This is a genomic window from Streptomyces sp. NPDC048192, from assembly GCF_043202415.1.
Lineage (GTDB): Bacteria > Actinomycetota > Actinomycetes > Streptomycetales > Streptomycetaceae > Streptomyces.
On sequence record NZ_JBIDAL010000025.1, the window covers coordinates 72,792 to 86,905 of the forward strand.

At 72.0% G+C, this 14,114-nt stretch carries 15 protein-coding genes; 8 read left to right on the top strand and 7 right to left on the bottom strand.

Annotated features, from left to right (window positions below; all coding sequences use genetic code 11):
* Window positions 1-102 precede the first annotated feature (102 nt).
* The 4 genes from ACGFZN_RS37120 (at window position 103) to ACGFZN_RS37135 (ending at window position 6,683) form a co-directional block, all read left to right on the top strand.
* Window positions 103-1,779, top strand: coding sequence for a hypothetical protein (locus ACGFZN_RS37120; RefSeq protein WP_393862883.1), 1,677 nt, complete (start codon window positions 103-105; stop codon window positions 1,777-1,779).
* Between the two features lie 23 nt (window positions 1,780-1,802).
* Window positions 1,803-3,953 carry a bifunctional polysaccharide deacetylase/glycosyltransferase family 2 protein gene (locus ACGFZN_RS37125; RefSeq protein ID WP_393862884.1) on the top strand — a complete coding sequence of 717 codons (2,151 nt, stop codon included), beginning with the start codon at window positions 1,803-1,805 and terminating at the stop codon, window positions 3,951-3,953.
* 115 nt (window positions 3,954-4,068) lie between these two features.
* A complete protein-coding gene (locus ACGFZN_RS37130) occupies window positions 4,069-5,439 on the top strand; it encodes a nitrate/nitrite transporter (protein ID WP_393862885.1) in 1,371 nt (456 codons plus the stop codon).
* 86 nt (window positions 5,440-5,525) lie between these two features.
* Window positions 5,526-6,683, top strand: a complete 1,158-nt coding sequence (locus tag ACGFZN_RS37135; protein ID WP_393862886.1) for a uroporphyrinogen-III synthase — start codon at window positions 5,526-5,528, stop codon at window positions 6,681-6,683.
* Between the two features lie 18 nt (window positions 6,684-6,701).
* Here ACGFZN_RS37135 and ACGFZN_RS37140 read toward each other — a convergent pair whose 3' ends face one another.
* The 3 genes from ACGFZN_RS37140 to ACGFZN_RS37150 form a co-directional block, all read right to left on the bottom strand.
* Complete coding sequence (locus ACGFZN_RS37140) at window positions 6,702-6,953, bottom strand: hypothetical protein (RefSeq protein ID WP_393862887.1); 252 nt, start codon at window positions 6,951-6,953, stop codon at window positions 6,702-6,704.
* Window positions 6,950-7,306, bottom strand: coding sequence for a hypothetical protein (locus ACGFZN_RS37145; RefSeq protein ID WP_393862888.1), 357 nt, complete (start codon window positions 7,304-7,306; stop codon window positions 6,950-6,952). Before ACGFZN_RS37145 ends, ACGFZN_RS37140 begins: the two co-directional genes overlap by 4 nt.
* A 100-nt stretch (window positions 7,307-7,406) precedes the next feature.
* Window positions 7,407-7,802, bottom strand: coding sequence for an ATP-binding protein (locus tag ACGFZN_RS37150; protein WP_393862889.1), 396 nt, complete (start codon window positions 7,800-7,802; stop codon window positions 7,407-7,409).
* Between the two features lie 375 nt (window positions 7,803-8,177).
* Between ACGFZN_RS37150 and ACGFZN_RS37155 the strand changes: the two genes are divergently transcribed.
* The 4 genes from ACGFZN_RS37155 to ACGFZN_RS37170 are packed head-to-tail and all read left to right on the top strand — an operon-like array spanning window position 8,178 to window position 10,278.
* Window positions 8,178-8,876: a hypothetical protein gene (locus tag ACGFZN_RS37155; protein ID WP_393862890.1), complete on the top strand. Its 699-nt coding sequence runs from the start codon at window positions 8,178-8,180 to the stop codon at window positions 8,874-8,876.
* A complete protein-coding gene (locus ACGFZN_RS37160; protein WP_393862922.1) occupies window positions 8,792-9,052 on the top strand; it encodes a hypothetical protein in 261 nt (86 codons plus the stop codon). Before ACGFZN_RS37155 ends, ACGFZN_RS37160 begins: the two co-directional genes overlap by 85 nt.
* A 20-nt stretch (window positions 9,053-9,072) precedes the next feature.
* Window positions 9,073-9,744 carry a contact-dependent growth inhibition system immunity protein gene (locus tag ACGFZN_RS37165; RefSeq protein WP_393862891.1) on the top strand — a complete coding sequence of 224 codons (672 nt, stop codon included), beginning with the start codon at window positions 9,073-9,075 and terminating at the stop codon, window positions 9,742-9,744.
* Between the two features lie 15 nt (window positions 9,745-9,759).
* Complete coding sequence (locus ACGFZN_RS37170) at window positions 9,760-10,278, top strand: hypothetical protein (RefSeq protein ID WP_393862892.1); 519 nt, start codon at window positions 9,760-9,762, stop codon at window positions 10,276-10,278.
* Window positions 10,279-10,389: 111 nt separating this feature from the next.
* Here ACGFZN_RS37170 and ACGFZN_RS37175 read toward each other — a convergent pair whose 3' ends face one another.
* The 4 genes from ACGFZN_RS37175 to ACGFZN_RS37190 are packed head-to-tail and all read right to left on the bottom strand — an operon-like array spanning window position 10,390 to window position 14,114.
* A complete protein-coding gene (locus tag ACGFZN_RS37175; protein ID WP_393862893.1) occupies window positions 10,390-11,271 on the bottom strand; it encodes a LysR family transcriptional regulator in 882 nt (293 codons plus the stop codon).
* Window positions 11,268-12,506: an MFS transporter gene (locus tag ACGFZN_RS37180; protein WP_393862894.1), complete on the bottom strand. Its 1,239-nt coding sequence runs from the start codon at window positions 12,504-12,506 to the stop codon at window positions 11,268-11,270. Before ACGFZN_RS37180 ends, ACGFZN_RS37175 begins: the two co-directional genes overlap by 4 nt.
* Window positions 12,503-13,594 (bottom strand): Gfo/Idh/MocA family protein, encoded by a 1,092-nt coding sequence (locus ACGFZN_RS37185; RefSeq protein ID WP_393862895.1) that lies wholly within the window; start codon window positions 13,592-13,594, stop codon window positions 12,503-12,505. Before ACGFZN_RS37185 ends, ACGFZN_RS37180 begins: the two co-directional genes overlap by 4 nt.
* A complete protein-coding gene (locus tag ACGFZN_RS37190) occupies window positions 13,587-14,114 on the bottom strand; it encodes a GNAT family N-acetyltransferase (RefSeq protein ID WP_393862923.1) in 528 nt (175 codons plus the stop codon). Before ACGFZN_RS37190 ends, ACGFZN_RS37185 begins: the two co-directional genes overlap by 8 nt.

The following is a 14,114-nucleotide window of genomic DNA, read 5'->3' on the forward strand; positions in this document are numbered from 1 at the left end:
TTGGTAGGTGGGGGCGCTCGAACCAGGTGGGGGCGTGTTCCGGTCGACGGCGCTCGGGCCGCCAGCGCACCCGGAAAGTGTCCCGTGGGGGGAAGCGCGCGCATGAAGAACTGGCCAGAAGACGCCCAAGCGGACGGTCCGAGAACCGCTCACCCGACGACGGACACGCTGGCGCCCCCAGCCGCGCCGAAGCCCGCCCCCGCCTCGCACGAGGCAACCGTTCCAGCCACCGAGCCGCTTCGGGGCACCGCAAATCCTGCGCCCACCGCCGCACAGGCCGACCACACCCCGGACGCGCTGGCCTCCGCGGAGAGCGCGGGCGGGGGTGGCGCGGCGGGTGCCGGCGTGGTCGCGGGCAGGGACGACGCGGCGGGTGCCGCCGTGGTCGCGGTGAACGAGGCTGAGATCGCCGCAGTCGCCGCCGTGGCTGCCGTGGCCGGCGAAAGCCCCGAGGCCGCCGTGGAGCCGGTAGACGCGGAGCCCGCCGAGGTCGCTGCAAAGCCTGGAGAGGCGGAGGCCGCCAAGATCGTCGCGGAGCCCGGAGACGCGCAGGTCGCCAAGGCCGTTACCGAGCCCGGAGACGCGGAGAACCCGCCCCCCTCGGCGGAGACCACCGCGTCCCCCACCGAGCCCCCGCCCGACGACCGCCCCACCGCCTCCGCCCACGCCTCGGTGCAGGACGCCGTCGGCGATTCCGCCGCCTCTGCCGGTGCCCCGGGCCGCAAGCCCGCCGCTCCCGCCGTCGCCTCGGCCCCAGACGCCGCTGTCGAGTCCGCCGCCTCCGCCGATGCCCCGGGCCGCGAGGCCTCCGCTCTCGCCGTCGCCCCGGTCCCTGACGCCGCCATCGATTCTGTCGGCCCGGCGGGCGCCCCGCTCCGCGACCCCGCCGCTCCCGCCGTCGCCTCGGTCCTCGATGCCGCTGTCGATTCCGCTGGTCCCGCCGATGCGCCGGGACGCGAGGCCTCCGCTCTCGCCGTCGCCCCGGTCCAGGACGCCGCCGCCGAGTCCGCCGCCTCCGCCGATGCCCCGGGCCGCGAGCCCTCTGCTCCCGCCAGCGCCCCGCTCCCCGACCCCGCCGCCGAATCCGTCGGCCCCGCCGATGCACCGCTCCCCGCACCCTCCGCCCCCGTCGACACCCCCGCCCAGGAGCTCCCCGACGTGACGGCTCAGGCGGCTGCGATGCGGGCTGGCGACACGCGGGACGTCGCGCACGCCCCGGGTTCCGGGGGTGACGGTGCCGACGGGCCCGTGTTCGTCGATGCCTCCGGGCGTCGTGGGCGGCGTTTCCGGCGGCTCGGGATGGTTGTCGCCGTCGGCTGTGCCGGGTACGCCGCCGTCATCGTCGCGACCCTGCTGTCCGGCAACTCCACCGCCCCGTGGCTGCCGGTGCCCGGGCAGGGGGACGACAAGCCTGCCGGGCAGGTGCACGTCTCGCCGCGGCCCAGCGCCTCCTCCGTGCCGGGCCTGTCGGAGCCCGGTGCGGTGACCGGGACGGGTCTGCCCGCGTCGGCGGGTGCGACCGCCGTACCGGGGGCCGGTTCGACCGGTCCGACGCCCGGCGGCTCCAAGGCCGCCGCCTCCACGGCCGGCGCCACCAGCGCCTCCACGCCGGGCGAGCCCGGGAACTCCCCGTCCGCGACGGCTCCCTCGCCGGGCGCGTCCCCGACCCCGTCCGCCCCGGGCGGCGCGACCTCCCCGGCTCCCTCCTCCTCGCCGACGCGCACCCGGCCCACACCCCCCGGCCGGGCCAAGCACTCGCACATTCCGCTCCCGCTCTGATCCGACCAGGGAAACACCCTCTGATGGCTTCGCGTCCCCGCGGCCGCCGCCCCCGGCTGCCCCTGCGCTATCTGCTCCCCGTGCTGGTGCTCTGCGCGACCCTGGCGATGCTCATGCTGCGCGGCTACGTGCACAGCGAGATCCTCGCGGACCACCGCATCCGCCCGGAGTCGGCGCACGACCGGGTGCCGGCGAAGATCCTCGACGGCGGCCCGGTCATCGACACCCGGGGCGGCGCCGTCACCAGCCTGCGGATCCCGGACCACCGGATCGTCCTCACCTTCGACGACGGCCCCGACCCGAAGTGGACCCCGAAGGTCCTCGACGTCCTGAGGAAGCACCACGCGCACGCGGTCTTCTTCGTCACCGGCACCATGACCTCGCGCCATCCGGACCTGGTCCGGCGCATGGTGGCCGAGGGACACGAGGTCGGCGTGCACACCTTCGACCACCCGGACCTGTCGTACCACTCCACGCGGCGCATCGACTGGGAGCTGTCGCAGAGCCAGCTGGCGCTGGCCGGCGCCGCCGGCATCCGCAGCTCCCTGTTCCGGCCGCCGTACTCCTCCTTCGCCGACGCCATGGACGACCGGTCCTGGCCGGTGACCGAGTACGTCGGCAGCCGCGGCTATCTCACCGTCGTGGACGACATCGACAGCGAGGACTGGCGCAGGCCGGGCGTGGCCCGGATCATCCGCAACGCCACGCCCCACGGCGGCAAGGGCGCGGTCGTCCTCATGCACGACTCCGGCGGCGACCGCCACCAGACGGTCCGGGCGCTCGATGGGTACCTGTCCCGTCTCCAGCAGCAGGGGTACAGGTTCCAGACCGTCACCGAGGCCCTGAAGGCGCCGAGCGCCGACACCCCGGTCACCGGCCTCGACCTGTGGAAGGGCAAGGTCTGGATCCTCCTGGTGCGGGCGGCGGACAACGTCACCGGCGCCCTCGTCACCGGTCTCGCGGTCACCGGCGTCCTCGTGCTCGCCCGCTTCGCCCTGATGCTGCTGCTGGCCGGCGTCCACGCGCGCCGCACCCGGCGCCGGGACTTCCGCTGGGGCGAGGCGCCGGTCACCGAGCCGGTGTCGGTGCTGGTCCCGGCGTACAACGAGGCCAAGTGCATCGAGAACACGGTCCGTTCGCTGATGCGCAGCGAGCACCCGATCGAGGTGCTCGTCGTCGACGACGGCTCCACGGACGGCACCGCCGGCCTCGTGGAGGCGCTGGGCCTGCCGAACGTCCGGGTGATCCGGCAGGCCAACGCGGGCAAGCCGGCCGCGCTCAACCGCGGCATCGCCGAGGCCCGGTACGACCTGATCGTGATGATGGACGGCGACACGGTCTTCGAGCCGTCCACCGTCCGCGAACTCGTGCAGCCCTTCGCCGACCCGCGCGTCGGCGCCGTCGCCGGCAACGCCAAGGTCGGCAACAAGAACCGCCTCATCGGCGCCTGGCAGCACATCGAGTACGTGATGGGCTTCAACCTCGACCGCCGGATGTACGACATCCTGCGCTGCATGCCGACGATCCCCGGCGCGGTCGGCGCGTTCCGCCGTGCCGCCCTGCACCGGGTCGGCGGGATGAGCGACGACACGCTCGCCGAGGACACCGACATCACGATGGCGCTGCACCGCGACGGCTGGCGGGTCGTCTACGCCGAGCGCGCCCGCGCCTGGACAGAGGCCCCCGAGTCGGTCCAGCAGCTGTGGTCCCAGCGCTACCGCTGGTCGTACGGCACCATGCAGGCGATCTGGAAGCACCGCCGGGCCCTGTTCGAGCGGGGTCCCTCCGGCCGTTTCGGCCGCGTGGGCCTGCCGCTGGTGTCGCTGTTCATGGTGGTGGCCCCGCTGCTGGCCCCGCTGATCGACCTCTTCCTCGTCTACGGCCTGGTCTTCGGGCCCACCGTGAAGACGATCGGCGCCTGGTGCGGCGTCCTCGCGGTGCAGGCGGTCTGCGCGGCGTACGCCTTCGCCCTGGACCGCGAGCGGCTCACCCCGCTGCTCTCGCTGCCCCTGCAGCAGCTCCTGTACCGGCAGCTGATGTACGTCGTGCTGCTGCAGTCCTGGATCACCGCGCTCACCGGCGGCCGGCTCCGCTGGCAGAAGCTGCGCCGCATGGGCGGCGTGGCCGCGCCCCCGGCGGAGCGGGACCTCTCATCCCCCCTGCGGACGGGGTGAGAGCAACGTTCCCTTCCGGTCACTCACAGCCACAAGGCCGGAAACGCGCCCTCCCTACCTTCGGGCTCAGTCACTGGTGTGGCAGACCGAGCAGCCGGAGCCCCGTGGAGGCGTGATGACAGCCCCAGCCCCAACCCGTCGCAGTGGCCGCTGGATCGAGCGCTGGGACCCGGAGGACGAGGGGTTCTGGAAGGCGACCGGGGAGCGGATCGCCAACCGGAACCTGTGGTTCTCCGTCCTGTCAGAGCACATCGGCTTCTCGGTGTGGACCCTGTGGTCCGTCCTGGTGCTGTTCATGGGCCCGGAGTACGGCCTCACCCCCGCCGACAAGTTCCTGCTCACCTCGATGGTCACCCTCGTCGGTGCGGTCGTACGGGTCCCGTACACCTTCGCCGTGGCCGTCTTCGGCGGCCGCAACTGGACGATCATCTCGGCGAGCCTGCTGCTCATCCCGACGATCGCGGCCTTCGCGGTCATGGAGCCGGGCACGTCCTTCACCACGTTCCTCCTCGTCGGCCTGCTGGCGGGCATCGGCGGCGGCAACTTCGCCTCCTCCATGACCAACATCAACGCCTTCTTCCCGCTGAAGAGGAAGGGCTGGGCGCTCGGCCTGAACGCGGGCGGCGGCAACATCGGCGTGGCGGCCATCCAGCTGGTGGCCCTCGCGGTCATCGGCGCGAACGGCGGACCGCGCGTCCTGCTGGGCATCTACATCCCGCTGATCGTCGTGGCCGCCGTGCTCGCCGCCGTCTTCATGGACAACCTGGCGACGGTGAAGAACGACACCGGCGCGGCCAAGGACGCCGCCAGGGACGCCCACACCTGGATCATGGCGTTCCTGTACATCGGCACCTTCGGCTCCTTCATCGGCTACAGCTTCGCCTTCGGCCAGGTGCTGACCAACCAGTTCGGCCGGACCCCGCTGCAGGCGACCTACCTCACCTTCATGGGGCCGCTGCTCGGCTCGCTGGTCCGGCCCGTCGGCGGCCGGCTCGCGGACCGCTTCGGCGGCGCCCGCATCACCCTGTGGAACTACGTCGCCATGGGCGCCGCCACCGCCGTACTGGTCGCGGCCAGTGTGCGGAAGTCGCTGCCGCTGTTCGTCGTCGCGTTCGTCGTGCTCTTCGCGCTCACCGGCATCGGCAACGGCTCGACGTTCAAGATGATCCCGGGCATCTTCCACGCGAAGGCCCTGGCCAAGGGCCTGCAGGGGGAGGCGGCGGTGCTCCACGGCCGCCGGCTGTCCGGCGCCTCGATGGGCCTGATCGGCGCGGTCGGCGCGCTCGGCGGCGTCGCCATCAACCTCGCCTTCCGCCAGTCCTTCCTGTCCTACGGCACCGGCACCGGCGCGTTCGTCGCCTTCCTCGCCTACTACGGTGTCTGCTTCGCGGTGACGTGGTCCGTATACCTTCGCCGGCCCGCGCGGCAGGCGGCGCCGGTGGCGGCTTCGGAGACGAAGTCGCAGCTCAGCTACGCCGAAGTGTGACGTAACACCGGTGCAATGAAGCCGAACCGAGCCTGTCACGCGCCGTTGACAGGCTCGATTCGCGTGCCGGTCAGCTAGGAGATCCCATGTACGACGAAGAGCAGCAACCCGGAGCCGGGCACGGCCCGCTCGCGGGATTCACGGTGGGCGTCACCGCCGCCCGCCGTGCCGACGAGCTGGGCGCCCTGCTCCAGCGGCGCGGTGCCGCCGTCCTGCACGCACCCGCCCTGCGCATCGTGCCGCTCGCCGACGACGGCGAACTCCTCGCCGCCACCAAGGAGATCATCGACCAGGCGCCGGACGTGGTGGTGGCCACCACGGCGATCGGCTTCCGGGGCTGGGTCGAGGCCGCCGACGGCTGGGGCCTGGGCGAGCCGCTGCTCGGCCGGCTGCGCGGGGTCGAGCTGCTGGCCCGGGGCCCGAAGGTGAAGGGCGCGATCCGCGCGGCCGGCCTGACGGAGGAGTGGTCGCCGTCGTCGGAGTCCCTGGCGGAGGTGCTGGACCACCTGCTGGCACAGGGCGTGGACGGCCGCCGTATCGCCGTACAGCTGCACGGCGAGCCGCTGCCGGGCTTCGTCGAATCGCTCCGGGCCGGGGGAGCGGAGGTGGTGCCCGTCCCGGTGTACCGCTGGATGCCCCCCGAGGACATCACCCCCCTGGACCGGCTGCTGGACGCGACCGTCTCCCGCTCCCTGGACGCCCTCACCTTCACCAGCGCCCCGGCCGCGGCCTCCCTCCTCTCCCGGGCCGAGACCCGGGGCCTGCTCGCGGAACTCCTGTCCGCCCTGTCCCACGACGTCCTCCCGGCCTGCGTCGGCCCCGTCACCGCGGTCCCGCTCCAGGCGCACGGCGTGGACACCCTCCAGCCGGAACGCTTCCGCCTGGGCCCCCTGGTGCAGCTCCTCTGCCAGGAACTCCCGTCCCGCGCCCGCCCGTTGCCCGTCGCCGGCCACCGGCTGGAGATCCGCGGCCACGCGGTCCTGATCGACGGCGCCCTCAAACCGGTCCCACCGGCGGGCATGGCCCTGCTGCGGGCCCTGTCCCGCCGCCCCGGCTGGGTCGTCCCCCGCGCGGACCTCCTGCGTGCCCTGCCCGGCGCCGGCCGCGACGAACACGCCGTGGAAACCGCGATGGCCCGCCTCCGCACGGCCCTGGGCGCCCCGAAGCTCATCCAGACGGTGGTCAAACGCGGCTACCGCCTCGCCCTGGACCCGGCGACGGACGCGAAGTACGCGGACGCGTAGCCGGGTATCGGAGTCGGCTCACAAGTACGTCGCCTGGTGGATGTAGAGGCACTCGTGCCGCGGGACGATCAAGTACAGGAAGAAGCCACCGGGTACGTGCGCGACGTTTCCCTTCGGGCCCGCCTCCTGATACGAGGTGCCGTCGAGGTAGAAGGCGGCAGCGGCCCGCACCAGCTCGTCGGCTCGCTTCTCGACTTCGGCGACGAACGCGGGCGGGGCGCCGCCGATGACATACTCCTCGTCCGGGTCGTACTCCCACCGCCAGGTCATGCGGACACCGCCTGGCGAGCCTCCGACTCGACGGCGCGGAGTTCGGCCATGGCCGCGCGGAAGTCGGGGTCGTCTCTGGTGTCCGTGGTGTGCACGGAGGCCAGGGCAGCCTGGTAACGGGAACGCAGGTCGGGCCGCCGTTCGATCTCCACCTGTGTCTGCCAGTAGGTGAGCCAGTACTGGAGGTGGCCGATCTTGCCGTCCTGGAGGGCGGCTCCCAGGGCTTCCTCCTTGTGCTGTTCCATCTCACTCAGCCGATGCGGGGCCAGCCGTGCCAGCGCCGTGCGTACTGCCGCCGGGGTACGTTCGGGGCGGGGAATCAGCTCATGGCCGTGATCGGGTCGTGTGCTCACGCGTCGGCTCCTCCATCCTGAGCTTCCTGCATTCACGGTACTGGCCGGGAGTGACAACGGCTTGACGTGAGCTGATCCGTCCCTGAGCGGCTGGATCACGTCAGGACTCGAGAAGCGTCGTGCCACGGCCCGCAGCGTCCTGTATTGGTCGCCCGCCCACCTCGAACCACAACAGCTTCCCGGCGCCCCGCTCCAGCAGGCCGTCCCCGATCCGGAAACCGCCCCACCAGTCGGCGTACTCCTGCACGAGGTGCAGCCCGCGCCCGCGCTCGGCGTCCACCGGGGCCGCCGGAACCCGGTCCCAGGGAGGGTCCCCGAAGGGCGCCGGGATGCGCGGGTGACTGTCCCACACCCCGACCCTGAGCCTTCCGTCCGCCAGCGCGGTGAGCCGCAGGGAGGCGGGACCCCTGGTGTGCCGGTAGGCGTTGGTGACCAGCTCCGACGTCAGCAGCTCGACGGGTTCCAGCAGGTCCTGTCTGCCGTGCCCGTTCAACACGCCCGTACGGTCATACGTGCGACCCGTGCCGCGCGCGGATCATGAGGCAGGCGAAGGGCGTACGCCCAGGTGTCGGGCAGGGATACGGTGCCCATGGAAACCTCCGTCGAGAGAAGGGACGCGGGCTCGCTCAACCGTTCACGCCTGGCGGGCGTTTCTCGACGAGTTGGCGCGATACCCGGACGGCGGTGGCAACGGCTCGGCCATGAAGGACTTCACGAAGACCTACGTGAAAGTGGCCAATCGGTTCCTCGACGTGTGGGCCAAGTCCGTGCGGGCGTCGGATTCACCACTACTGCCAACAACTACGTCGCGGCCGACCACGCCACGAACCCCTCGCCGACCGGTCACCCGACACAGCGACCTGCTCCGCACGTGATCGACACACCGCCCAAGTACGGTCCGGTCACCGATTTCAAGTGGGGTGATTTCCACGCCGGCCAGGACATCATGCAGAAGGCCCTGGAGGGACTGGAGGGCGCGGCCCTGGCCGTCATGCGTCCCTTGCTGGAACACGAGTGCCGCTGGGGGAAGGCGGCGAAGATCCTCCCCTTGCCCAATCACCTGCGTCTGTACTCGATCTCCGAGACGTGGAGGATGCCGCAGAACACGCTCACCATGGTGGACGGGACGCTGACCGGTCTCATCGGCGGCATAACCGACCAGGCCAACCAGGAGTGGTACGACGCGATGCGGCAGTTCTGCAGCACGCTGTGGGGAACCTCCGCCTGGGGTCAGACGAGGCATGGCTATAGTTGGGCCAACGACGACGCACACAAAAAGGGAACGAGCCACCCTGTCTTCGCCGTAGCCGCCGTCTACAACGTGGCCAAGGCGGCGGAAGATGTTCGCGACGATCTGCACAGGATCTATCGGCAGGCCGTAGTGGACAGCATCAAGCAGCTCGATCCGCGAGACCTGGATATCACGGACGCCAAGAGCGTGATCAAGGGCTTGTGGGAGGCAGGTAAGGGACTGGTCGCGGACGTATCAGTCGGTACCGTCCTGAAGTCGTCACCGCCAACGAGCAGGTCATCCACCGCTGGCTCGCCCAGTCCACGCGCCCCCGTCTGACCATCGAGGCTTCCTGGCCCTCCCGGTCCGAGCCGGTCGGCCGGGTCCTCCTGCAGGCCATGATGCTCGCCGGCCGCGAGCCGGTCGACGTGCGGGCGGCCAGGGTGATCCTCAAGCGGGATGCCTCCCGCCCGCACGGCTTCGCCGTCCACGCGACATTCCCCGTCTACCTGTAGACCCGTAGAGGCAGACAACCGTGCCCCTGAGCCCCCTCGAACACGACCGCCGCTACGGCGAACTCGACCAGGTCATGCGCGCCTACGTCGGGCAGCCGGCCGATGACACCCCCGACAGGCCTAGCCAGGCCCTGACCGCCTACCTCCGCCACACCTGGCACACTCGCCCCTGGGCCCTCGCCGTCGCCGAGCGGCAGCTGCGGGACTACGCCGACAACCCGCCCGGACGACTCAGGCTGCGCCTCGGCGAGTTCTACGCCGTTCCCGATGTCGGCCTGCCCCAGGACGCGGTCCAGCCGTGGCTGTACTGCCTCGCGGACCACATCAAGCACAGCATCGAGACCGGCGAGGTACCGCCGCCGGCGCCGCCCGCCACCCACTGGGAATGGCACGCCCGCTTCCCCGAACTGGGCCAGTTCCTGAGCGGCTGGTTCTCGCAGGACATGCCGGACGAGTTCGACGACCACGACGCCGCCGTCGACGACTATCGAGGTTCCACCGACTCCCAGCTCGTGGCCCGGCTCGTCGGCGAGCTCCATGAACTCCTGGCGCTGGACCTGGACGAGAGCGACTACGCACTCGCCGTCGCCGAGCTGGGCATGGAGGTCGACGCACCGGCGCCGTATTCACCGAGCGGCTGGCTGGCCCGGGTCGCCGAGCAGCTCTCCACGCCGCCTGCCGACGCGCGGTGAGTCCGTCGGCCGTTCGTGAAACGGCCGACGGATGTCCCTCCGCCGCTGCGGGCCGGAGCCGACGTCACCGCGCAGTGGTGTTTTGACGAACGTTGGTCCTTCGCCGCGCTCGTACCGCACGGGCCGCACGGGCGGGCGGACTGGCTCGCCACGGTGATGCAAACGATCCAGGGGCATGCCGTGCTGCGGCACGTCGACCGGGAGGAGTTGCGAGAGGGCATCCTGCCGGTCTCACCCGCTCAAGCCCTGGATCTGGCCAAGCTGATCTCGGGCGGCTCTCTTCTGTCCGGCTCCAACAAATCCCTTCGCGCACCGGATGCGGAACGCGACGCCCGCCTGCGGGAACTCCTGCGAGGGGTGGGGGCCGGCGCGCACTTCTTCACCAACCACGGGCACGCGGAAGACGGTGAAGAGGGTGACTTCCTGGCCTCGGCGTTTCACGTGAACGGCCTCACCGGAATCACCATCGACGTCTGCCTCATCGGAGTGTCGGACGAGCGCGTGCTGGTGCTCTGGCGTTTCGAGGACGACTGAGTTGTGTCTCCTCGGTCAGCGCCTTGCTCAGGGAGACACGCTGCGCCTCGGCGGTGATCCGGCGGTCCTGGTGATCCGGCGGCGGCACCCGCCCGGCGGTGCCGCCGGACGTCAGCGGTTCGCCAGGGTGCGGGGTGCCGTGCGCAGCAGCGCCTCTTCCAGCGTGGCGGCGTGCGGATGGGGGTTGGTGCGCGGGTACACGTAGTGCAGAGTGGCGGGGGGAGCCCCGGTCAGCGGCAGGTAGAGGATGTCCGGGTCGGGGTGCTGTGCGGCCACCGAGGAAGGCAGGACGCCGACGCCGCGGCGAGCGGCGACGGCGTGCAGGTACTCCTCGATGTTGGTGGCCTCGGCGCCGATCTCGGGGGTGGCGCTTCGCGGCCAGTCGTCGGGGGTCAGCGTCCCGCTGACGGTGTTGACCACCAGGCACCGGCGCCCCAGTTCCCGCCACGTCACCGTGGACTGCACCGCCAGCGTGGAGCGCCGGGAGACGGCCGCGACGCGTGTGTCGCTGAGGATTTCCACCGAGGTCAGGCGGGGGTCGGAGATGCCGCCCCACAAAAGGGCCGCGTCGACGGCCCCGTCCCGCAGCCCCGCCGTGCGGTCGTCGGCGCGGACGGCCTGGACGAGCACCTGGTGGTGCTCCTCCATGTGCTCGATGGCCCGTCGGCCGAGCTTCATGGGAAAGCCCCACGCGTAGCCGAGGCGGAACGGAGCCTCGGGCGCCTGCGGCCGCAGGGCGGCTTCCAGGCGCGGCAGCAGTGTCTGCAGTTCCGCCTGGAGCCGGCGGCCTTCCACCGTGAGCCGGGGATGGCGGGTGCTGCGGTCCAGCAGCGACCGGCCCATCACCTCCTCCAGGCGCCGGATCTGACGGCTGAGGGTCGGCTGCGACATGCCGAGGCGGTCGGCCGCCCATGTGAAGTGCTGTTCCTCCGCGAGCGTGAGGAAACACCGCAGGTGCTGTATGCCGATGTCCATGGTGGTCGGGTGGGTCACAGGGCTGTCCGGTCCGCGGGCTCGGGCGCCTGCCCCCGCACCGGCACCCGCGTGTCCCGGCGGGTGAAGTGCCGTACGACGGTGAGGTGGAGGACGAGAGCCAGGGCTCCCAGAGCCGCGGTGCAATAGGGTAGCGCGGCCGGGGTGACGCCGGCGGCGATGACCGTGCCGCCGAGCGCCGAGCCGATCGCGCTGCCCAGGTAGACGGCCGAGCTGTTCAGCGCCACCGCCACCGGCGCCTGGTCGGGCTGCGCGGCCATCAACTGGTGCTGCTGGGGCACCTGGAGCGCCCAGCCCGCCGCTCCCCACACCACCATGGGCACCACGAGCGCCCAGGAACCGACCGCCGCTGCCGGCAGCGCCAGGTGAGCCGCCGTCAGCAGGGTGAGAACGCACCCGACGACGGTGAAGGGACGCCGGGTGCGGTCGACGACCCGGCCGATGAGAAGGCTGCCGAGGACGCCGCCCACACCCCAGGCCCACATGGGGCCCACCGTGCTGGTGCGGTCGGCGGCGTCGGCGAGGAAGGGAGCCAGGTAGGTGTAGAGGCCGAGGCTTGCCACACCGCCGAGCAGTGAGACGACGGCGATCCCCGCGACCCGGCCGTCGGCCAGGATGCGCACCCGGTCCTTCAGAGCGGGCGGCGGGCCGGCGGTCGTGGCCGGCAGCAGGGTGAGCCCGGCCAGGGCGAGCGCGCCGAGAGCCGTGATCAGCCACAGGGTGCCGCGCCAGCCCACGTGGTCGGCGACCAGGACACCCAGCGGTACGCCGACCACCGTCCCGATGCTCATCCCGCCCATCACCAGGGCCAGGCTGCGGCCCCGGCGCTCCTCACCGGCCAGTCCCGCCGCCGTCGCCGCGGCCATCGGTGAGTACAGACCGGCGCCGATGCCGGCCAGCGCGCGCGCCACCAGCAGGACCGGCAGCGCGGGGGCGACGGCGGTCAGAGCGTTGCCGGCGGTGAACACGGCCAGTGCGCAGGCCAGGACGATCTTCGCGGGACGGCCGGCCAGGGCGGCGGCGAACACCGGCGCGGCGAGGGCGTAGCACAGGGTGAACACCGTCACCATCTGGCCGGCCGACGCCTCCGAGACACCCAGGTCGTCCGCCACCCGGGGCAGGAGGCCCGCCATCACATAGGCGTCGAGACCCAGCGCGAACGCGCCGACGGCGAGCAGCAGAACGGGCCGGCTGCCGTGGCTGGACGTGGCCCAAGAGGAGTCCTTGCCGGTCATCCCAGCCGCTCCCAGTCGATCTCGGTGGCGATCGTACGGTCGCCGGGGAAGTAGCGCGCCGGGCCGGTGGTGGCGGCGGCGTCCTCGATGTCGTTGAGCAGGCGCTGCAGGGCCAGGGACTCCTCCAGGCCGGCGAAGGCGACCTGCGGGGCCTCACCGGTGCGTACGTAGCGCAGCACATCGGCGACGAGGCGCCGCAACTTCACTATGGCGCGCAGCTGTTCGGCCGCGCGCTCGGTGGTGGTGTCCACCTCGCACAGCGTCTCCTCACCGTCCGGGACCCGTCGCCAGATCCGCAGCCGGTCGGCGTCCCACACCGGGGTGTCGTAGACGGCCGAGGCGTACACGAGGCCGCCGTCGGGGTCACGGAAGGTCAGGTCCACCGTCCGCTGCCGGGTGATGTTGGTGAAGCTGCTGTACACCGTGACCGGGGCCTCGCCCAGGGTGGCGGTGAGGGCGACACTGTCCAGGACGTCCGGTCCGCTGATGGAGAAGTCGGAGCTGACCCCGAGCACGCCGGCCGGGGTGACGGTGTGCCCGCCCGGCGCGATCCACTGGAGCAGATCCAGGGAGTGGATCACCTCGCTTGTCACGCCCACGGTCGGCCGGTGGTCGTTGATGCGGTCCTTGCCCCAGGTCGCGTGAGCGCGCACGAGCGTCAGCCCGCTACGGCGCACATGGTCGCGCAGGGCGGCCGTCGCGTCGGAGTACCGCTCCACCAGGTCCAGCGCGAAACCGGAGGTGCGGGCAAGTGCCCGGGCGACAGCGTCGAGGTCGTCGTTGCGCGAGGTGAGAGGCTTCTCGGCGAGGACGAACCCCTCGTAACCGTCCAGCGCGGTGAGGACTTCGGCGTGTGCGGAGTCCGTCACCGCGACGATGACGACATCCGGACGGAAGTGCGTCAGGGCCTCCGCGATCGAGGCGTAGTAGGGAATGTCCTCGCGGGTGCGGTGGCGGGCGTGGTAGGCGATCTCCAGGTCCGCGCCGGCGCCGTGGCCACCGTCCAGGGTGCGCAGGGCGCTCAGGAAGCGGGATCCGGCGTAGCCCATCCCCGCGATCAGTACGTTCAGCTTGCTCGGCTCACTCATGCGGCCCGGCCTCCTTGTGCGGGTGCAGTGGCTTGTACAGCAGGTCCTCTCCGGTGGGCAGGAAGCCCGAGCGGCGGTAGAAGCCGTGCGCCGCTGTGGTGGTCTGCAGCACGGCCTCGTCGGCGCCCCGGCGCTCCAGCCAGGAGGTGAGGTCGGCGACCACGGCCGCGCCGAGTCCCTGGCCGCGGTCGCGCGGGTCGGTCACCACGGACTGGATCCACCCGGCGAGCCCGCTCGGGCACACGGGGGAGGGGGCGCGCTGGTCCACGACGGCGGTGGCGCACGCACGCAGCCGGCCCTCACCGGGCACTACGGCGACGCGCAGCAGAGGGTCCCGGCCGAGCCGTTCGGCCAGCCAGGCGCGGTAGTTCGCCCGCCACACCGAACGCTCGGCGGCGGAGGTGGCCGCGTAGGGAACACCGGCGGTGGCGGTGTCCTCCAGCAGGTGCGCGCGCAGCCGGACGAGTTCGTCGATGTCTTCGTGGGTGGCCTCGCGCACCACCGTGGCAAGGGTCGTCAT